Genomic DNA, 19,687 nt, shown 5'->3' on the forward strand with positions numbered 1-19,687 from the left:
AATGTTACGAATATGCAGGTTTTTGCGATTCCTGTGACTTTTTTCTCGCGAATTTGTCACTTTGGGATGCACGCAGTTGTCATGCAGGCTTTAGCAAACCGTCAAGCGCCTTGATCGGCTTCCTTATGGCATCTTTGGTGACATTGCCCCGAGGCGGATGAATGTTCTTTGTGACCTCAACCATCAACACCCCGCCCGCCATGACAGTTGGAATGCGCTGTCCGGTTTTTTCGATCAGACTGCCCGATTTCAACCAGAACCGCCGGAAGGACGGCGGCATGTAAAGAGCCGAGCAATGCGCCTCGGGCAGGAAGTAATGCGACCTGAGCTGATTTTCCAGCTGAGTGGCGGAATAGGGACGACCAAAGCCAAATGGCGTTTTGTCCGTACGTGACCACAGACCCGCCCGGTTCGGAACAATGAACACGGCCCTGCCACCAGGGCCCAGAACACGCCAGCATTCCTCCAGCAGCTGGTTTGGCCGCTCGGACGTTTCCAGCCCGTGCATCACCACCAGCTTGTCCACGTGACCGGTTTCAATGGGCCACCGGGTCTCTTCCGTCAGGACCGAGACATTGGGCATCCCCGCAGGCCAGGGCATCACACCCTGCGGGCCGGGCATCAGCCCGATGACCCGGCGCGCATCGGCCAGATAAGGGCGCAACAGCGGCACGGCAAAGCCAAAACCGGCAACCGTCTGACCTTTGGCTTCGGGCCAAAGCTGTATCAGTCGCCCGCGAATAGCCGCCTGTGCCGCGCGCCCAAGGGTGCTGCGGTAGTAGAAGTTCCTCAGATCCTGCACATCAAGATGCATTGCGGACATCCGGTCAATCGGCTTAGCTGGGCGCAGTCTAGCAATGAAAGGGCAAAAGGCCATGCCTCTTGAAATCGTTACAATCCCGTGCCTCAGCGACAATTACGCCTTTCTGGCCCATGACAGCGGCAATGGCCAGACTGCGCTGATTGATGCGCCCGAAGCCGCGCCGATTCTTGCAGCGCTGGAAGATCGGGGATGGACGTTGTCACATGTGCTGCTGACCCATCACCACTGGGATCACGTTGAAGGGTTGGCCGAAATTCTGACCCAGCACCCCGCAAGGGTCATCGGTGCGGCCGCCGACGCGCACCGCCTGCCCCCACTGGACCAGCAGGTTGCCGAAGGCGACAGCTTTGAGATCGGTGGCGAACCGGTCGAAGTGCTGGACGTTTCAGGGCACACGGTTGGTCATGTCGCGTTTTATCTTCCGCAAAGCGCGGTCGTCTTTACCGCTGACAGCCTGATGGCGTTGGGTTGTGGGCGTCTGTTCGAAGGCAGCCCGGCGCAGATGTGGGCGTCGCTGAGCAAGCTGGCCGCTTTGCCGGACGACACCCTTGTCTGTTCGGGGCATGAATATACACAATCCAACGCGAAATTCGCCATTACCGTCGATCCCGAGAACGCTGCGCTGAAACAGCGAATTGCCGATATCGACCGCGCCCGCGCCGCTGGCGAAGCCACTGTTCCGTCGGTTTTGGCGCTTGAAAAAGCCACCAACCCGTTCCTGAGGGCCACGGATCCGGCGATTCAGGCCCATCTTGGTATGGTAAACGCCGATCCTGCGGCGGTTTTCGCCGAAATCCGGGGTAGAAAAGACAGGTTCTGATGCTTATTTGCCCCTCTTCACGGCCACGGTCACAACAAATGTGACTGTCAAGTGAAAGAAAACCCTTGAAGCCGGGCCACGATCAACCAAACTCTAATAGTATGAGGACATGGTTGGGATGGGGTTCCGGCCGAAAGCCCGCCCCCTTCTGACCCAAGACAGAGGAGCACCCGCGTGCCTTCATTCTCGAGCACACTGGAACAAGCCATCCACGCGGCCCTTGCGGCTGCGAATGAACGGCGACACGAATTTGCAACGCTGGAGCATTTGCTGCTGGCGCTTCTGGAAGAACCCGATGCGGTACGCGTCATGAAAGCGTGCAGCGTTGATCTGGACGAGTTGCGCAGCACTCTGGTTGAGTTCATCGACGAGGACCTATCGAATCTGGTCACGGATATTGACGGGTCCGAAGCCGTACCAACGGCAGCGTTCCAGCGCGTCATTCAACGCGCCGCGATTCATGTGCAAAGCTCGGGCCGGACCGAAGTGACCGGTGCCAATGTGCTGGTCGCGATATTCGCTGAACGCGAAAGCAATGCCGCCTATTTCCTGCAGGAACAGGACATGACCCGGTATGACGCGGTCAATTTCATCGCCCATGGCGTGGCCAAAGACCCCGCGTATGGCGAAAGCCGGTCGGTATCCGGTGCGGATCAGGTGGAAGAAGAAGCTCAGACAGGTTCCGGCGACACGGAACAAAAGGAAAGTGCGCTTGGGAAATATTGCATTGACCTGAACGCGAAATCGCGTGCGGGTGATGTCGATCCTCTGATCGGGCGCGCGGATGAGGTGGAACGCTGTATCCAGGTGCTGTGCCGCCGCCGCAAGAACAACCCGCTGCTGGTGGGCGATCCGGGCGTGGGCAAAACCGCCATCGCCGAAGGTCTGGCGCACAAGATCGTCGCCGGAGAGGCGCCGGATGTCTTGGCAAACACCACCATCTACTCGCTGGACATGGGTGCGCTGCTGGCCGGGACCCGTTATCGCGGCGATTTCGAGGAACGCCTGAAAGCGGTTGTAACCGAGCTGGAAGAGCACCCCGACGCGGTGCTGTTCATCGACGAAATTCACACCGTGATCGGTGCTGGTGCAACCTCGGGCGGGGCAATGGATGCGTCGAACCTGCTGAAACCTGCGTTGCAGGGCGGCAAGCTGCGCACCATGGGCTCGACCACCTACAAAGAGTTTCGCCAGCATTTTGAAAAGGACCGCGCCCTGTCGCGCCGGTTCCAGAAGATCGATGTGAACGAGCCTTCGGTTGAAGACAGCGTCAAGATCCTGCGCGGTCTGAAGCCTTATTTCGAAAAACATCACGACATCAAGTATACCGCTGATGCGATCAAAACGGCGGTCGAGCTGTCGGCACGTTACATCAACGACCGCAAGCTGCCCGACAAGGCCATCGACGTGATTGACGAGGCTGGCGCGGCGCAGCATCTGGTGGCGGAAAGCAAACGGCGCAAAACCATTGGTGTCAAAGAGATTGAGGCCGTGGTTGCCAAGATCGCCCGCATCCCGCCCAAGAACGTCACCAAGGACGATGCCGAGGTGCTGAAAGACCTCGAAGCCTCGCTGAAACGGGTGGTGTTTGGTCAGAATCTGGCGATCGAGGCGCTGGCCAGCGCAATCAAACTGGCCCGCGCCGGCCTGCGGGAACCCGAAAAGCCCATCGGCAACTATCTGTTTGCCGGCCCGACCGGCGTGGGCAAGACCGAGGTGGCGAAACAGCTGGCGGATACGCTGGGCGTTGAACTGCTGCGTTTCGACATGTCGGAATACATGGAGAAACACGCAGTCAGCCGTCTGATCGGCGCACCTCCGGGCTATGTCGGGTTCGATCAGGGGGGCTTGCTGACCGACGGTGTCGACCAGCATCCACATTGTGTGTTGCTGCTGGACGAGATTGAAAAGGCGCACCCGGACGTGTTCAACATCCTGTTGCAGGTGATGGACCATGGGGAACTGACCGACCACAACGGCCGTACGGTGAACTTCCGCAACGTGGTGCTGATCATGACCTCGAACGCGGGGGCGCAAGAGCAGGCCAAGGCCGCGATCGGGTTCGGTCGTGACCGTCGCGAGGGCGAAGACACCGCCGCGATTGAACGCATGTTCACGCCGGAATTCCGCAACCGTCTGGATGCCGTGATCTCGTTCGCGCCGCTGCCGAAAGAGGTCATTTTGCAGGTGGTCGAGAAATTCGTCCTGCAACTGGAAGCGCAGTTGCTGGATCGTGGTGTGACCATTGATCTGACACCCAAAGCCGCCGAATGGCTGGCGGATAAAGGGTATGACGACAAGATGGGTGCGCGCCCGCTGGGCCGCGTCATTCAGGAATACATCAAGAAACCGCTGGCCGAAGAGTTGTTGTTTGGCAAGCTGGCAAAAGGTGGTGTGGTCCGTGTCTCGGTCAAGAAGGGTGATCTGGATCTTGAGATCCTTGGCCCGGATCAACCGCGCATTTCGGGTGACAAGCCTCCGCTTCTGACGGCGGACTGATCGCCCGCCGCATTTAACAGAAAACCCGCCTACCAAGGCGGGTTTTTTTGTTTAGCCCAGCACAGGCAAGGACTTATCCGCTCGGCTGGGGTCGCTGGGGTCGGTATCGCCAATAACCGGTTGCGGATCGGCTGTTTGTTTTCGTGGCTGCTAAGGGCCAGTGACCTTACCTTTCGGTCAGCTTCAACTCGATCCGGCGGTTTTGCGCGTGTGCCTCGGGCGTGTCAGCGGGGTTTACGGGCTGGAATTCACCAAACCCGTTGGCTGCAAGACGGTTGGGCGGAATGCCCAGCGCGTCAACCATATAGCGCACAACCGACAGCGCGCGACCCTGGCTGAGCTCCCAGTTGTCGCGATACCGGCCCGACCCGGCCAGAGGAACGTTGTCGGTGTGGCCGTCGACCCGGATCACCCAGTTCAGACCGGGCGGGATTTCAGCGGCAACACTGCGTAGGATGTTAGCCACCTTGGCGACCTCCTGCTGCCCTTCTGCGGACAGTACGGCGGACCCGGTCGGGAACAGAACCTCGGACGAGAACACGAACCGGTCGCCTTCGATGCGCACCCCTTCCTGACCGCCAAGGACGTCCCGCAAACGACCAAAGAATTCCGAGCGATAGCGTTGCAGGTCCTCGGCCTGTGCCGCCAGTTCCTGGTTCTGCCCGGCCAGAGCCTTGGCCTCGGCCTCAAGACGCAGGCGCTCCGCTTCTTCCAGCAGACGGCGCCTGCGTTCTTCGGATGCGGCACGGGCCAGTGCGGCGTTCAGGTCCTGCCCTAAGGTCTGAATCTGCACCTCGGCGGCGGCGTTGCGTTCTTCGAAATCATCAAGCAAAGCCTGCAAAGAGCCCAATTGCCCGCGCAGGGCGGCGATCTGCTGGTTCAGCAGGGCGGCCTCTCTCTGCGCCTCGGCAGAGATTTCTTTTTCATCCGAAAGCGTCGCATTGGCGAGGTCCAATAAGGCCTGCCGCTGCTCGGCCAGAGAGCGTTGCGCATCGGCATCCGCCTGCGCTTGTGTCTGCGCCTGCAAAGCGGATTCAAGCTGGGCCCGCAGTTCATCGGGGTTCACGTCGCCAAACTGACGCTCCAACGCGGCACGCGCCGCCTGTGCTGCCGCCAGCAGGGTGAGTGTGTCTTCAGCCTCTTTGCGCTGCGCTTCGAGTGCGAGTGTCATGGCCGTCAGTTCGGCATCGGCATCCTGAAGGCGGTTACGCAATGCTTCGGCGGCGGCGGCTTCGGCCAGACGGGCGGCCTCTTCATCGCTGAGCTGCTGTTCAAGGTTGGTGATCTGGGCGTCCCGGTCGGCGCTGCCTTGCTCCAGATCCGCCACCAGTGCTTCCAGTGCTTCCCGACGGGCAGCGGCCAAACGGGCGGCTTCGGTCTGTGCGTCGATTTCCTCGCGGCTTTGGGCAAGCGCCAGGTTCAACGCCTCCTGCTCGGTCAGCAGTTTCGCGCGCTGCGATTCAAGCGCTGCAATATCACCCAGTGCCCGTTCCTGTTCGGCCAGCAGGGCGGCAACTTGCGCTTCGAAATTGGTGATCCGGGTCTGTGCCTGATCCAAAGCGACAGCCTGTCGGTCGCGCTCGGTGGTCAGTGATGCGATCAGTGACTGGGCTTGCGCCAGATCGTCTTCGGCCTGCGACAGGGTGGTATTCAACGCCCCAAGCCGCGCCTGCAACCGGCTGTTTTCGCGTTCTTCCAGCCCCAGCGCCCCCGCCAGCGCCGCGATTTCGTCGGCCAATGTGGTCAGTTCGTCTTCCTGACCCGAGATGGTTTCGCGCAGCACAAACTGGATCACCATGAAGATGGTCAGCACAAAGGTCAGCACCATCAACAGCCCCGTCATCGCGTCGACGAAACCGGGCCAGACCGAGCCCTGGAACCGTTGACCGGTGCGGCGGGACAGCGCCATGGGCTATTCTCCTTCCGGCGAGGTGCGTACCGCACCGCGCGGCAGGGTCAGCGCCTTGACCAGCAGTTCAATATCCTTGCGGAACTCGTTCATGCTTTCCTGCCGACCCGCCGATATCTCTTCGAGGATACGCAGCAGCTGCACATCCATCGAGCGCAGGCGCATCCGGCTTTCGGCGTCGATACCTTCACCCGCACCGTGATCGCGCATGTGATCCAGCAGGGCTTCCTGACCCAGCGCCACGCGTTCCAACACCGCTGTGACACTTTCGGTATTGGCCTGACGGTTGTTCATCTCACCGATCACATCGACCAGCAAACCCAGCTTGGCGGAAACCTCGGCCCGGTCGCTTTCCTGCGCTGAAAACAGATCCTGCAACGCGTCCATCTGTTCGGACATGGCGTCCAGCACCGGCGTGAGCACGGCTATTTCGGCACCGCCTTCTTCTCCACCCGCGAAACCTACACGGGTGATCGAAGACAGCCATTCTTCGAGCTCACGATAGAAACGGTTCTGGCCGTGCCCTGCGAAAACTTCGAGCAGACCGACGATCAGCGACCCGGCCAGACCCAGCAGAGACGATCCGAACGCAACGCCCATTCCCTGCAACTGCGCTTCGAGCCCGGTCATCAGGCGGTTGAACACGGCCAGCCCTTCTTCGCCCTCTTGCGGATTAAGGCTGCGGATCGTATCGACGATGGCAGGTACGGTTGTCGCCAAACCGAAGAATGTGCCCAAAAGACCCAGATAGATCAGCACATTGGTGATATAGCGAGTGATCTCCCGCTCTTCCTCGACCCGTTCGGCTACGGAATCCAGAATCGAGCGGGTTGAAGTGGAGCTGATCTGCGACCTCGCGCCCCGTTCGCGCAGCAATGAGGCCAAAGGAGCCAGCAATTGCGGCGTGCGGGCGTCTTCGCGAACAACACCGCCGACGAAGGCCTCGATCCAGCGTACAGATCCGATCAGTTGCGTCACCTGATAGAAACAGGCAAGAACGCCGATCAGAAAAACCATCAGGATGAAGCCGTTCAGGTACGGGTTGGCGAAGAACACCGGCAACACATAGGGCAGCGCCAGAAACACACCCAGCCCGGACAGGCCGATCGCCATCAACATCAACAGAATCTGCCGTGTTGGATGCGAGAAATGGGGTCTCGCGCCCTGATGTGCCTGCGCCATGCGCGTGGTTCCCGGTATTTGCCTGCTCTGCGTCGAAACTAGCGAAATTCCACTGGTGACGCCAAGAGTTTATGCGGTAATACTGCGCACCCGTTGCGCCAACCACTCAAGATCGGCGTCGCGTAGGCCGATCTCGGCCAGATGTTCGGCGGTATTGTACAGGTATTCGTCATTCGGGCCGCGCCCGCCAACCGCATGGGCGATGATCCGGGCCTGATCCTCCAACGGCATCCCGCCGCAATACTGCACATGGTCGGCATCGATCACATAGGTCACGGCGTTGACGATGTCGCCATTTTCCAGGTGCACATCCAGCATACGTTCGACATAGGCCGACGAAATCAGCTCGCGCTCGCGCAGTTCGTGCAGGGTGCGGTCTTCGTGACCGGTTTCAACCGCAAGGGCCAGACCGGTACAAATCGCGTTTGCCTGTTCGTCCAGCGCCAGCACCAGCCCCGGTTCTTCCTCGGTTCCCCGGTGGTGGATCGAGCTCATGCAGAAGGACCGGGCATAGCCATGCAGTGTCGCGCGTTCGCTGCGCGCGACCGGAAAGCCCGGATTCCACAGCAGCGATCCATAACCGAAAACCCACATCGTCATTGCACTGGTCCTTGCCCGTTTGGGCCTATAAACATCAATTCCGAGGCAGGAAAAAGGGCCAAAGCTCATGCGCCGTATCATACGAGTGATCATTTTTATCGGCGTCCTGTGGAGCGCATATTGGTTTGTCGCCGGATATGGTCTGCGCGCGGCAATCACTGGCTGGTTTGATCAACAACAGGCGCGCGGCTGGCTGGCTGATTTCTCGGACGTGGCAACGGCAGGGTATCCGACCCATCACGTGACTCGTCTGAACAACCCTGCCCTTGCAGATCCGGTGAATGGCACAGCCTGGCGTGCGGACTGGATCGAATTCGAAAGCCCCGCGATCTGGCCAGGCCGGCAGGTGCTGCGGTTCGCCGAAACGCCGCAACGACTGTCTTACTACGATCAAACTTCAACGATTGTCGCCGATGAATTGATTGCGGAACTACAGTTGCAACCCGGCGTTTCGCTTGTGCTTGAAAAACTGGCGCTGACGGCAGGGGCGTGGTCGGTGACCGAGAACACCACTGCACTGGCCGCCGGGGACACCCTAAGCCTGATCATGGCGCAAACATCCCTGCCCGAAGCCTATGCCATTACCGCCCGCGCGGATGGGTTCACACCCGGTGACCGGTTGCGGGCCCTTATGAATTCGGCCGCGTCGCTGCCGCAGTCCTTCGAAACGCTGGAACTGGACATGGTCACCACGTTCAGCAAAGTCTGGGACAGGTCAGCGCTGGAGGACAGCAGACCACAGCCCGTGGCCATCGACCTGCGACTGGCCGAGATCAAATGGGGTGGGTTGCGTCTGTTTGCTGCCGGTAAACTGGATGTAGACGCGCAGGGTGTTCCCAGTGGCGAGATCGCCGTCAAGGCCGAGAACTGGCGCGATATGGTCGACATGGCAAACGCGGCAGGTGCCCTGCCTGATCAGGCGGTTGATCCTGTCACCCGCGCACTGAATTTTCTGGCAGGGCTGGGCGGCAACCCCAACGCGCTGGACCTTCAGCTGAACTTCCGGGATGGTTTTGTCGCCTTGGGGCCGGTGCCGCTGGGCCCTGCCCCGCGGCTGATCCTTCGTTAACGGCAATACGCTCCGCTGCGGTAGCGTGCCGTATCCAGATGGAAATGATCGCGATGGTAGCTGTCCGAGTTCGGCCCCAAAACGGTGCCGAACGGGCCACACGCGCCGCGCCAGATCTTCTGCAATTGCTTCTTTGACGGGTTCTTGCGCCATCCTTCCAAGACGGTCACCACCTCACCATCGGCCATTTTGAAGGCCGAAATATCGATCGCGCGCCCTTTGCCGTGCTCGGAAATCCGCGCGCCCTTGCGGTTGTTGCGAGTTCGGCACGCATAATGGGCTGCCACCTGCAATTCGACCACCGGGCCGCGACGTTTGAAGGTGGGTTTGACTGTCTTATCGACCCATTTGTTCAGTGCAACGGCGGTGCCGCAATCCATTGTCGACGGGCGGCTGAGTGCCACACCGGAAACAGAGGTGATCTGCACCGCATCTTTTACGCCACAGGCTGAATTCTCGCTGCCGACCCTTCCGACGGGCTTGCCCTGAATTGCGATATCTCCGCAAACGGACCCTTTGCGCAGTTTGCGTTTTTTGAAAAGCACCTGCTGTTCAAGGGATTCAGGCCTCATGTTAGGTATCAGCGAGGTGTCGGGCCCCAGCAGTGGCAAATCCGAAGGTCGCGCCAGTGCAGCAGTGACCTGCGGTGAAACCGGACGTGAGATGGGGCGCAGATCGGTTATGGCCGCGACGGACACCGGGGCAACGGCGGACACAACCTGCACGTTTTGCTGGTCCAGAATCGGACGTGCAGGTGGGACCAGAGATCGTTCCAGAGGGGCTGCCTGTGTGGCCACGGCGCACAACGCCATGATCCCGATCAGAAATTGCCCCCGGTATGACCTCATGAACCTGCCTTTCCCCGCCCGAAATCCGGAGCATCCGTGTCCTGCCCCGCGTCGATGATGCCGCGACGAATAGCACGGGTATGGGTAAAGTAGTCAAACAAATGTTCCCCGTCCCCGGTGCGGATGGCACGTTGCAGCGCAAACAGCTCTTCCGTGAAACGGCCCAGGATTTCCAGCGTCGCATCTTTGTTGGACAGGAACACATCACGCCACATGGTCGGGTCCGATGCCGCGATGCGGGTGAAATCCCGAAAACCCGCAGCCGAGTATTTGATCACTTCGCTATCGGTCACCCGGCGCAGATCGTCGGCCACACCAACCATCGTGTAGGCGATCAGGTGCGGCGCATGGGACGTGACGGCCAGAACCAGATCGTGATGATCCGCGTCCATCTCATCCACATGGGAGCCCATACCTTCCCACAACGCCCGAAGGCGGGCGATTGCATCCGGGTCGGTCCCTTCGACAGGCACCAGCAGGCACCAGCGATTGTCGAACAATTTGGCAAAACCCGATTCCGGACCGGAATGCTCTGTCCCAGCCAAAGGATGCGCGGGAATGAAATGCACACCTTCGGGGATATGCGGCTGAACCGCCTGAATGACATGCCGCTTGACCGACCCCACGTCCGACAGGGTCGCGCCGGGCTTGAGCACGGGCGCGATGTCTTCTGCGACGGCCCCCATTGCCCCCACGGGCACGCAAAGAACGACAAGATCCGCACCTTCGACCGCTTCGCGCGCCGTGTCACAGACGCGGTCGCACAGCCCGATTCTGCGCGCCGTGTCACGTGTCGCCTCGGACCGGGCATAGCCGGTCACTTCCCCGGCCAGGCCCCCACGCTTGATCGCCCAGAACATGGAGGAGGCAATCAGGCCAAGCCCGATCAGCGCAACCCGGTCGTAAATCTGGCTCATGCTGCACCCTCTTTGAATGCTGTAATCGCCGAAACAACGCGGCGGCAGGCTTCCTCATCGCCCACGGTGATCCGCAGGGCATTCGGCAGGTTGTAGCCTGCAACCCGGCGGACAATCAAACCCTGCGTCTTCAGATAGTCGTCACAGGCCTCGGCCTCGGTCCTGTCGGCAAAACGCGCGAGGATGAAATTGGTGCAGGACGGGTCCGAGGGCACGCCGATCTTGTCCAGCTCCTCGGCCAGCCACACCCGAAGGCGCGCATTTTCGGATTGGCAGAACGTCAGGAAATCGACGTCGCTGATCGCTGCTTCGGCTGCGGCCAGGGCTGTCAAAGACAGGTTGAAGGGCTGACGCACCCGGTTCAGAACATCGATAATCGATTGGTGCGCATACCCCCAGCCGACCCGCATCCCGCCCAGCCCGTACACTTTCGAGAATGTACGGGTCATGATCACGTTCTCATACGCATCCACCAAAGACGCGCCGCCATCGAAACCGTCGACGAATTCGGCATAGGCGCCGTCCAAGACCATCAGGCAGGTATCGGGCAGACCCTGCGCCAGACGGTCCAGCTCGTCGTTCGAGATCATGGTCGAGGTCGGGTTACCGGGGTTGGTGACAAACACGATCCGCGTTTGGTTGGTTACGGCGGCCAGAATGGCATCCATATCAACTTTGCGGTCGCGCTCGGCCACCATGACCGGCGTGGCACCTGCCATGCGGGCAATGATCGGGTACATGGAAAACCCGTGCTCGGTATAGACCACCTCATCCCCCGGCCCTGCGTAGGCCTGAGCGATGAATTGCAGCACCTCGTCGCTGCCGACACCGCAGATGATCTGCGCAGGGTCCAGCCCGTGACGTGCGCCGATAGCAGCGCGCAAACTGGCGTGGTCGGTGTTGGGGTACCGATGCAAATTTGCCGCGCTGTCGCGCACCGCCTCAATCGCCTTGGGGCTGGGGCCGAACGGGTTCTCGTTCGAGCTCAGCTTGATCACATGCTCAACACCCGCCACATGCGACTGGCCGCCCTGATAAAGCGCGATGTCCATAATGCCGGGTTGCGGGGTGATCTTGGTCATGAGAGGCTCCGTTGAATGGGCCCCTCATACCTGTCTCAACGGATTGAGAAAAGCGGCAATTCCATCATGCGGCCTTGAAGCGCGCAGTCGCCGGGTCGGCGTTGTAATACGGCACGAATTCCTCGGTACGGCGGGACAGATCATTGACACTGTCGATGATGAATTGAACCGTTTCCTCGCTCATCAGGTACGAGAAATTCAGGCGTACCCAGCCGGGTTTCTTCATCTCTTCACCCGCAGACAAGGCCGCGTGCAGCGCCTCGGACGCGGCGCGGTCAATCCCCAGAAGGCGGTGGGCATAAGGCCCTGCGCAGGCACAGCCGCCGCGCGCCTGAATGCCGTAGACGTCGCTGAGCATCCGGGTAAACAGCTGCTGATGCACAGGCTGTCCCGCGTTGTCGCGCACAAGGAAGGAGAAGATCGGCAGGCGATGCGGATTATTGACCCCAAGCAATGTCAGGTGCGGGTTATCCTTCCACCCGTCCAGCGCCATCTGGTTGTACTGCGCCTCGCGTCTTGCGATTTCTTCCGTGCCGACGACATCCTTGACGATAAAGGCAAGCGCCGCGCGGATATCACCGATCACGTTGGGCGTTCCCGCCTCTTCCCGCGCAGACAGGTCCGCGCTGTAGTCATGCCGCCACGGTGACACGAATCTAACGGTGCCACCACCCGGCCAGCTGGGGCAGTTCCGTTTGGCTGCAGCCCGGTTTACGATCAGAACACCCGAGGCCCCCGGACCGCCCGGAAACTTGTGCGGGGAAACGACGATCGCATCCTTGCGCGCGTCCGCCGGCCCCATATCCATCGGCAGGTAAGGCCCGCCCCCGGCGTAATCCCAAATCGCCACGGCACCATGCGCCTTGAGCAACCGCGTCACCGGATCAGGGTCAGTGACAATTCCGGTTACATTGGACGCCGCCGAAAAGGAACCGATCAGAAGATCTGCGCCTGCATGGGTCAACAGCGCGGTTTCCAGCGCCCCCAGGTCAACACCGCCACCTTCGGCTTCGGGGATTTCAACCACAAGTGCCTTGCTTTCCCGCCACGGCAGGATGTTCGAGTGATGCTCGTAAGGACCAATCAAGACAACCGGTTGGTCGGCCTCTGCCACCCCGAGCAGGCTGACCAACCGGTTGAGCCCCGCAGTGGCACCAGACCCGGTGAAGATCACCGCGTCCTCTTCCTGGGCACCTACAATGCGGGCTATTTCCGCCCGCGCCTCGCGGCGCAGATGTGTCATGTAAGATCCGCAGTAAGAGGCCTCGGTGTGGCTGTTCGCGTAAAACGGCAACACATGTTGCGCCACAAAGTCTTCGACCTGCCGCAAGGCGCGACCCGAAGCGACGTAATCCGCATAGACAAGCGGCACGTCCCCATGCAGACCCGGGATCAGAACATTCTCTCCGATCAGCCCATCGCGCAGGTTTGAATTGTGAGCGGTGGAACAGAGTTCCGCACGAAACTTGGACAGGGACATTGCATTGGCTCCTAACTGTCCGACTAATGTGATTTATTGTCAGCGCGAAAACTTCACCTATTATTGCATAGATTTTAAAATCTTTGTGTCATATGATCAGTAATGGCATCAAAATTGGATCAAATTGACACACGCATTCTGAAAGAACTGCAGAAGGACGCCACCCTGTCGCAACGGGAGTTAGCGGATCGTGCGGGGCTTTCGCAGAACGCCTGCTGGCGGCGGCTGAAGGCTTTGAACGAAGATGGCGTCCTGATCGGTTCAACCGCCCGCATCGCACGCGAGAAATTGGGCCTGAGCCTTGTGGTCTTTGTCATGCTGCGCACGCGGCATCATTCGGCCGAGTGGCTACAGGCCTTTCGCAGCCACGTTCTGACGATCCCCGAGGTCGTGGATTTTCATCGGATTGGTGGTGACTACGATTATCAGCTGAAAGTCGTCACACAGGATATGGCGTCTTACGACAAGGTGTATCAACGGCTGATCGAAAAGGTCGAGCTGGACAGCGTCACGTCGTATTTCGCGATGGAAGCAATCGCCGAAGGGCGACCTTTGCCGATTTGATCACGCCGTAAACAGCGGGCTTTTTTGTTTGAAAAAGGGCACCGCGATATCGCGGAACGCGACCAGTTTTGCCGAAGGCCAAACGTCCGGGTGCGCCACGATCCAGATATCTGCGTAGGGTTGCGGTGAAAGGACCGGAACCTGCACCAAGCCCCGAAGTGAGCGGCCCAGAAACACCGGCATACGAACAACGCCCAACCCTGATTGTGCGGCACCCGCCATCGCGACCATGTCATCAAAGCGCATATGTATCCGCGAGTTCGGATAGATTTTGTCGACGCCGTCCGGCAGGTTCGGCTGCTTTTCATAAAGCAACCAATCCACGGGCGCGTTCGGATCTTGCTGCATTCGCGCGGCCCATTCCGACGTGGCAAAACAAGCGCTGTGCTGTTGCGTCAGGCGCAGACCTTTCAACGTATCGCCGGGGTTGCGGCTGATCCGGATCGCAATGTCGGCTTCGCGTCGATTAAGGTCCAGAATCTCGTTTGCCGCGCGCACCTGCAAAGACACAGCAGGGTGCCTTTGAGCAAACTCGCCCAGCGCCGGGGCCAGCACATGGGCAATTAACAGTTGCGGCGCGGTTAAGGTCAGCTGCCCTTCCAACCGGGCATCCCGCCCTGACAAACCGCGCAGCATTGCGTGTTCTGCGCTTTCCATCCGGGCAGCATACGCAGCGACTAGGTGCGCTGCTTCTGTCGGTCGATACCCGTCGGTCAGCCTTTCGAACAGCACTTCGCCTGTCGCAGCTTCGGCGCGGGCTATACGGCGGGCAACAGTTGTGTAGTTGACGCCAAGCTCTTGTGCCGCGGCGGACAGGGTACGCCTGCGGACCACGGCGAGTACGGCCCGGTAATCATCCCAATGAATATCCATACATGCAAATTCGCACATTATTGATGCAAATACACGCGTTTTCGCAAAGCAGATCACACCCTAGCTTTTGCCCACACATCAAGGAGCAAAGCCATGATCTATGCCTACGCAAAACTCACCGTAAAGAATCCCGACGCTCTGGCCGCTTATCGCGAGCAGGCCGGGCCTGCACTGGCCCGCCATGGCGGAAAGGTCGAACACGCGACTGCTGAAACAACCGCGCTGGACGGCACGCCGGACTTGCCTGACGTTGCAGCCCTGCTTTCCTTTCCCAACCGGGACGCTGCACTGGGATGGATCAACGACCCGGAACTAAAAGACATTCACGAGCTGCGTCGCAGCGCAGGCGCGTCAGATATCGTTCTGCTGGGCTGAAAATGAAAAGAGCCGCACCCAAAGGTGCGGCTCTGAATTCCAGGTCGGAAAGCGAAGATCAGTTCTTCGCGTAGAATTCGACGACCAGGTTCGGTTCCATCATGACCGGGTACGGCACATCGCTCAGGCCCGGTGCGCGAACGAACGTTGCGGTCATTTTAGAGTGGTCGGCGTCGATGTAGTCAGGAACATCACGCTCGGCCAAGGCAACAGCTTCCAGAACAACAGCCAGCTGCTTGGACTTGTCACGCACTTCGATGACGTCGCCTTCTTTGACACGGTAGCTGGGGATGTTGACCCGCTTGCCGTTCACTTTGACGTGGCCGTGGTTCACGAACTGACGCGCAGCGAAGACGGTCGGTACAAACTTGGCACGATAGACGACGGCGTCCAGACGGCGCTCCAGCAGGCCGATCAGGTTTTCACCGGTGTCGCCTTTTACACGCTCGGCTTCGGCATAGATGCGGCGGAACTGCTTTTCGGTCAGGTCGCCGTAGTAGCCTTTCAGCTTCTGCTTGGCACGCAGCTGCAGACCGAAGTCCGACAGTTTGCCCTTGCGGCGCTGACCGTGCTGGCCGGGGCCGTATTCACGACGGTTGACCGGGGATTTCGGACGACCCCAGATGTTTTCGCCCATCCGGCGGTCGATTTTGTACTTGGCAGACGTGCGTTTGGTCACGGCTGATCTCCTTCTTTAGGTCGATGCCCAAACGGGCAACTATGAAGGGCGTTGTCCTCTTGAGATTTCCCTCATGACAGGCTTCCCCTTGCGGGGGCCACCAACACCAATGAAGCCGCGCTTATATCCGCAAAGCCGGCAGAGTCAACACGGCATTCAACGCAGTTTCGAATATCTGCAAAGATATGTTCACCGCTGGCAGCACAGGCCCCTGCGCGCATAGCGACGGTTGCTGTCACACTGCTTTCATCAAAAAAAATACAGGTCGCGTTCAGGCCGGAAATGCAACGACATTCCCGCCGCCTTCAACACCCGCCTTGTGCACCATCACAACCTCGGTCACGTCGACGATCCAGAATTCTTCATCCCGTGGCGGGCATGCGCCATCGAAAACGATGGTTGGTGCTGCATCATTGGTGTCGGCAACAAGGTTGGCTGAAAACCGCTGCGACCCATTGGTAAGTGTCAAAGCACCGGTCACGTGGCCGGAAACTTCCCGGACAATCGGGAAGCGGTTTTGTATGCGGGTTGCAGCGCCCCGCGCATATCCAATCTGTTCGACGCTGTTCTCGGCTTCTGCGCTCAGCACTATCGCCTGTCCGCGCCATGACCAAGCCGCGCCGACGGCCAGACACGCCAGAGGCGCGTCCTCGAGTCCGTCAATTTCAGTTTGATCCCATGAAATGGCTACCTGACCGTTAACTCCGGCTCTCATCTGCCCACTCGCACTATTTAACATCCCGATATTCAATCATTGCTTATCAGCACCAAATCCGGCGGAAAAGAGACAGGAATGAAGCATTCACAAGAATGTTGCAGAAGTGAATCAAAAATATGTGTTTGCCTTGATCCAAGCTGATTATCTGAGCATCAGCTTGCTGCGGCGACCCAGGGAATGGTTTCTGATCAGAGATCAAGATGGAAAAACCCACTCGTGAGAGTGGTGGTCACACTTCCTTAGTCAGACATGCGATCCGACGGAGCGTTTTGGTGATGGGCGCTAAGCTGCTGCTGGACCGTCCATGGACCTTGACGCCGAGTGTAACAGCATTGGCGGCAACAAGCGTTCTTTTGACCTTGTGCACTGGTGTGGCCCTGCCGATCTATTTCAAACTTGTGCACACGCTAGGGTCCATGGACGTCGCAAGCCAGGCGTATCTGCGCACCGGTGTCGGTGTGATGCCAGGTCTGGCCATCCTGGGTGAGACATTTACCTGCCCTGTGGCGATAGGGCTCTTCTCGGTCATTGGTGCACCTGCAGTATTTCACCAGCCGCCATGGACCGCCCTGTTGAATCGGCTCATAGCTGCCTTACGTCAGCGACTGTCGATGCCGTGGCGCGGCCTGTTCGTTTTCGTAAGGTCGCGTGACGATACCGCATTCGAGAAAACACCCCGCTTGCGAACTGCAGACGGGGCGCTTTGCCAAAACGACTAGGTTGTTGGGGGTTCAATAGCCTACGGTAAAGGCGGCGCGTGGAAATTTGGGCGATTGAGCCTCATCTACAATTGCCACTGCAAAATCTTCCATGGAGATTTCTGAGTTGCCGACGTCATCAACAATCAGGTTATCTGTGTCGGTTCTGAAGACGCCCCGGCGTTCACCGGGCTGCAATAAGGCGGACGGGCTGGCATAGGTCCAGTTTGCTGAGGCATCCGATGAACAGAGTTCCCACTGCGCCATGGATGCACGTCCGGTTGGGACTATGCTTTCAGGCAGAAAGTCTGGATCTGATAAGACAGTGTGCGGGCTGCCATCGGGCATATGCAGACGAGCGGCACCCCCAATAATAATTACGCGAAGACGGACAAGAGATGCGACATGCAGGATGGATCGGGTCAAAGCAACAATTTCACCTTCACGCCCGGCCGGTGTACGCACAGCGCTTATGGCCAAATCCTGGCCAGCCATCGCAGCGGCCAATGCCGCAGGGTCTGCGACATCTGCAACAACCGGCTTGGCACCCTTGGGTAGTTTTTTGAGCCCCGCCTCGTTTCGAACTGCCGCAGTAACCTCATGGCCACGCGAAATGGCCTCAGTCACGACACGAGAACCGACGTCGCCAGTGGCACCAAATACAACAAGTTTCATGAGCATTCTCCTTTTGAGACGAGGTGTGAATTGGAAGTTCTTGAAAGTACGGAATTGCCCATCTGCCCAGCACGCTGTCCAAGCCAGATTGCCGTGAGCACAACCCCGGCTCCGGCGATCTGGGTGGGTGTCAAAGCCTGACCAAGAAGCATCCATCCAATAATGACTGCGGAAAGCGGGCTGAGAAAACCAAGGGCTGAAACGGCGCCGGGTTCGATCCGGGAAACGCCCCGGAACCATAAGATGTATGTCAGCGCAGCCCCGATCAGAGTGAGATAGACGATGCCGGTGATGTTTTGCGTATTCAATGGTGGAAACGCAGGCTCAAACAAAAGCGCCAAGGGTACCAGCAACAGCCCCCCTGCCGTGAGTTGCCAGGCCGCCAAAGTCAAAAGGGGCACAGGGGCTTGCCACTTCCGGGTCAGAACTGTGCCCGCCCCCATGGAGGCTGCGCCCCCGATGCCCGCAATCACTCCAATCGGATCAAGTGAAATCCCCGAACCAAGAACAAGAAGTCCGACCCCAAAGATACCGATCAGTGCCGCGACCACCGCAGACACCTTGACCGTCGTACCAATCAGCACCCCGGCCAAGAATACGACAATCAAAGGCTGAACCGCCCCAACAGTTGCGGCTACACCGCCAGGCAGCCGGTATGCCGCCACAAATAGCAATGTCCAGAACGCGGTGAAGTTGAGCGCACCGAGAACGAAGGCGCGTATCCACCAGATACCCTGCGGCAATTGCCGGGCAAGAACAAGCAATAGCAGGCCAGCGGGCAAAGCCCGCAGGGCAGCCATAGTGACTGGGTACCCGGCCGGAAGGAATTCAGTCGTAACGTAGTACGTGCTGCCCCAGACCAGCGGCGCGATTGCAGTGAGCGCGATGTCGACACGATGTTTCATGAGGAATCTCCATTTATCTTGACGTCAAGATATTACTCATTCTCTTGACGTCAAGATAAATCTTCGCAATATGCTTCCATGGACCACATTGATCGTATCATTTCGCAATGGAACAAAGCCCGACCCGACCTTGATGTCGGACCGATGGAAACGATTGGGCGTCTCTCCCGCCTGGTGGCTCAACTCAGAAAAGAGATGGACAAAACCTGGAAGGTTTACGGGCTAAACCTCGCCAGCTTTGATGTACTGGCGACTCTGCGCAGATCCGGAAAGCCTGAAGGCTTGTCGCCCGGGGAATTGCTTGACCTGACCATGGTGACGTCCGGGACAATGACCAACCGGATTGACCAGCTCGTCAAGGCAGGTCTGGTAGAGCGCGTACCAAATCCTGAAGATAAACGGGGTTTTTTGATACGTTTGACCAAGGCCGGGTTCTCAAAAATCGAAAATGTCGTTTCAGATCACGTTGAAACACAACATCGGCTCTTGAGAGGGTTATCACCCACGCAGCGCGAAAACCTGAATGAATTGCTTAAAACACTGGGCGAGGCGATTGACGTAGACGCGAAATAAATACCGGAAAATTGGCGCGTCCCAAGAAACCAACACACTCTCAGAATACGACTTTGCATTGGAACTAACCACCAATGCTCTAACAGGATTCTCATTGCTACAATTTTATGAAACACAGGCGAACATTGCTCGGTTCTGTTTCGCAGTTCTTGATTACCTGATGATCGGGAATGTACAGCAGTTTGGTAATCTTGGCCGAGTTCGCCCTCGGTTCTGCCACAGAATAGTTGCCACCCGTGTCTGAGGTCGTCACGACCTACTCCTGTCAGTCCCAGCACGCGCTACCAGAACTGCGTGTCCGTCATCGAATGATTTGGAACACGAGCGTTTGATTGGCTTAGGAGGATCAGGCTCGCCGCAGTTTCAATCTACGCCGCGTTCTGATGATGCAGCAAGCG

20 protein-coding genes are annotated in these 19,687 nt (G+C 58.8%); 7 read left to right on the forward strand and 13 right to left on the reverse strand.

What is annotated here, in order from left to right:
- Positions 1–79: 79 nt before the first annotated feature.
- Positions 80–814, reverse strand: coding sequence for a class I SAM-dependent methyltransferase (locus ACR0DS_RS03395; RefSeq protein WP_209504806.1), 735 nt, complete (start codon positions 812–814; stop codon positions 80–82).
- Between the two features lie 61 nt (positions 815–875).
- On the opposite strand from ACR0DS_RS03395, the gene gloB reads away from it, so the two are divergent.
- Both gloB and clpA read left to right on the forward strand, forming a co-directional pair.
- Positions 876–1,643: a hydroxyacylglutathione hydrolase gene (gene gloB / locus ACR0DS_RS03400; RefSeq protein WP_480557825.1), complete on the forward strand. Its 768-nt coding sequence runs from the start codon at positions 876–878 to the stop codon at positions 1,641–1,643.
- Positions 1,644–1,817: 174 nt separating this feature from the next.
- Positions 1,818–4,142 carry an ATP-dependent Clp protease ATP-binding subunit ClpA gene (clpA, locus tag ACR0DS_RS03405; RefSeq protein ID WP_480482288.1) on the forward strand — a complete coding sequence of 775 codons (2,325 nt, stop codon included), beginning with the start codon at positions 1,818–1,820 and terminating at the stop codon, positions 4,140–4,142.
- Positions 4,143–4,308: 166 nt separating this feature from the next.
- Here clpA and ACR0DS_RS03410 read toward each other — a convergent pair whose 3' ends face one another.
- The 3 genes from ACR0DS_RS03410 to ACR0DS_RS03420 all read right to left on the reverse strand — a co-directional run bounded on the left by ACR0DS_RS03410 (position 4,309) and on the right by ACR0DS_RS03420 (position 7,833).
- Entirely contained in the window at positions 4,309–6,051 is a 1,743-nt protein-coding gene (locus tag ACR0DS_RS03410) for a peptidoglycan -binding protein (RefSeq protein WP_480557827.1), read from the reverse strand.
- A 3-nt stretch (positions 6,052–6,054) separates the two neighbouring features.
- On the reverse strand, positions 6,055–7,233 hold the full coding sequence (locus ACR0DS_RS03415; RefSeq protein WP_480487544.1) for a biopolymer transporter ExbB: 1,179 nt from the start codon (positions 7,231–7,233) through the stop codon (positions 6,055–6,057).
- Positions 7,234–7,302: 69 nt separating this feature from the next.
- A complete protein-coding gene (locus tag ACR0DS_RS03420; protein ID WP_480557829.1) occupies positions 7,303–7,833 on the reverse strand; it encodes a gamma-glutamylcyclotransferase in 531 nt (176 codons plus the stop codon).
- A gap of 67 nt (positions 7,834–7,900) precedes the next feature.
- Between ACR0DS_RS03420 and ACR0DS_RS03425 the strand changes: the two genes are divergently transcribed.
- On the forward strand, positions 7,901–8,902 hold the full coding sequence (locus ACR0DS_RS03425) for a DUF2125 domain-containing protein (protein ID WP_480557831.1): 1,002 nt from the start codon (positions 7,901–7,903) through the stop codon (positions 8,900–8,902).
- Here ACR0DS_RS03425 and ACR0DS_RS03430 read toward each other — a convergent pair.
- The 4 genes from ACR0DS_RS03430 to ACR0DS_RS03445 form a co-directional block, all read right to left on the reverse strand.
- The gene (locus tag ACR0DS_RS03430) at positions 8,899–9,750 is read right to left on the reverse strand and encodes an extensin-like domain-containing protein (protein WP_480557833.1); all 852 of its coding nucleotides are present in this window, start codon (positions 9,748–9,750) and stop codon (positions 8,899–8,901) included. The two genes, ACR0DS_RS03425 and ACR0DS_RS03430, sit on opposite strands and share 4 nt — an antisense overlap.
- Positions 9,747–10,667, reverse strand: coding sequence for a prephenate/arogenate dehydrogenase family protein (locus ACR0DS_RS03435; protein WP_267365625.1), 921 nt, complete (start codon positions 10,665–10,667; stop codon positions 9,747–9,749). Before ACR0DS_RS03435 ends, ACR0DS_RS03430 begins: the two co-directional genes overlap by 4 nt.
- Positions 10,664–11,749, reverse strand: coding sequence for a histidinol-phosphate transaminase (gene hisC, locus ACR0DS_RS03440; RefSeq protein ID WP_480557834.1), 1,086 nt, complete (start codon positions 11,747–11,749; stop codon positions 10,664–10,666). The genes ACR0DS_RS03435 and hisC overlap by 4 nt, the downstream gene beginning before the upstream one ends.
- A 64-nt stretch (positions 11,750–11,813) precedes the next feature.
- A complete protein-coding gene (locus ACR0DS_RS03445) occupies positions 11,814–13,229 on the reverse strand; it encodes an aminotransferase class V-fold PLP-dependent enzyme (protein WP_480482302.1) in 1,416 nt (471 codons plus the stop codon).
- Between the two features lie 102 nt (positions 13,230–13,331).
- On the opposite strand from ACR0DS_RS03445, the gene ACR0DS_RS03450 reads away from it, so the two are divergent.
- Entirely contained in the window at positions 13,332–13,793 is a 462-nt protein-coding gene (locus tag ACR0DS_RS03450; RefSeq protein ID WP_267365621.1) for an Lrp/AsnC family transcriptional regulator, read from the forward strand.
- On the opposite strand, the gene ACR0DS_RS03455 is transcribed toward ACR0DS_RS03450, so the two are convergent.
- The gene (locus ACR0DS_RS03455; RefSeq protein ID WP_480539359.1) at positions 13,794–14,666 is read right to left on the reverse strand and encodes a LysR family transcriptional regulator; all 873 of its coding nucleotides are present in this window, start codon (positions 14,664–14,666) and stop codon (positions 13,794–13,796) included.
- Between the two features lie 93 nt (positions 14,667–14,759).
- Here ACR0DS_RS03455 and ACR0DS_RS03460 point away from each other — a divergent pair, with 93 nt between their 5' ends.
- Positions 14,760–15,041 carry a DUF1330 domain-containing protein gene (locus ACR0DS_RS03460; protein WP_480546152.1) on the forward strand — a complete coding sequence of 94 codons (282 nt, stop codon included), beginning with the start codon at positions 14,760–14,762 and terminating at the stop codon, positions 15,039–15,041.
- Positions 15,042–15,099: 58 nt separating this feature from the next.
- On the opposite strand, the gene rpsD is transcribed toward ACR0DS_RS03460, so the two are convergent.
- Entirely contained in the window at positions 15,100–15,720 is a 621-nt protein-coding gene (rpsD, locus tag ACR0DS_RS03465; protein WP_170374584.1) for a 30S ribosomal protein S4, read from the reverse strand.
- Positions 15,721–15,991: 271 nt separating this feature from the next.
- Positions 15,992–16,435 carry a hypothetical protein gene (locus ACR0DS_RS03470; protein WP_267367456.1) on the reverse strand — a complete coding sequence of 148 codons (444 nt, stop codon included), beginning with the start codon at positions 16,433–16,435 and terminating at the stop codon, positions 15,992–15,994.
- Between the two features lie 278 nt (positions 16,436–16,713).
- Here ACR0DS_RS03470 and ACR0DS_RS03475 point away from each other — a divergent pair, with 278 nt between their 5' ends.
- Entirely contained in the window at positions 16,714–17,157 is a 444-nt protein-coding gene (locus tag ACR0DS_RS03475; RefSeq protein ID WP_480539363.1) for a hypothetical protein, read from the forward strand.
- Between the two features lie 12 nt (positions 17,158–17,169).
- Here the strand turns inward: ACR0DS_RS03475 and ACR0DS_RS03480 are convergent, their stop codons facing one another.
- Together ACR0DS_RS03480 and ACR0DS_RS03485 are read right to left on the reverse strand one after the other, a co-directional pair.
- On the reverse strand, positions 17,170–17,811 hold the full coding sequence (locus ACR0DS_RS03480) for an NAD(P)-dependent oxidoreductase (RefSeq protein ID WP_480487525.1): 642 nt from the start codon (positions 17,809–17,811) through the stop codon (positions 17,170–17,172).
- On the reverse strand, positions 17,808–18,716 hold the full coding sequence (locus ACR0DS_RS03485; protein WP_480482316.1) for an EamA family transporter: 909 nt from the start codon (positions 18,714–18,716) through the stop codon (positions 17,808–17,810). The genes ACR0DS_RS03480 and ACR0DS_RS03485 overlap by 4 nt, the downstream gene beginning before the upstream one ends.
- Before the next feature lie 78 nt (positions 18,717–18,794).
- Here ACR0DS_RS03485 and ACR0DS_RS03490 point away from each other — a divergent pair, with 78 nt between their 5' ends.
- Positions 18,795–19,289, forward strand: coding sequence for a MarR family winged helix-turn-helix transcriptional regulator (locus ACR0DS_RS03490; protein WP_480482318.1), 495 nt, complete (start codon positions 18,795–18,797; stop codon positions 19,287–19,289).
- Positions 19,290–19,687: the final 398 nt, after the last annotated feature.

It is taken from the genome of Ruegeria sp. AF5 (genome assembly GCF_056541905.1).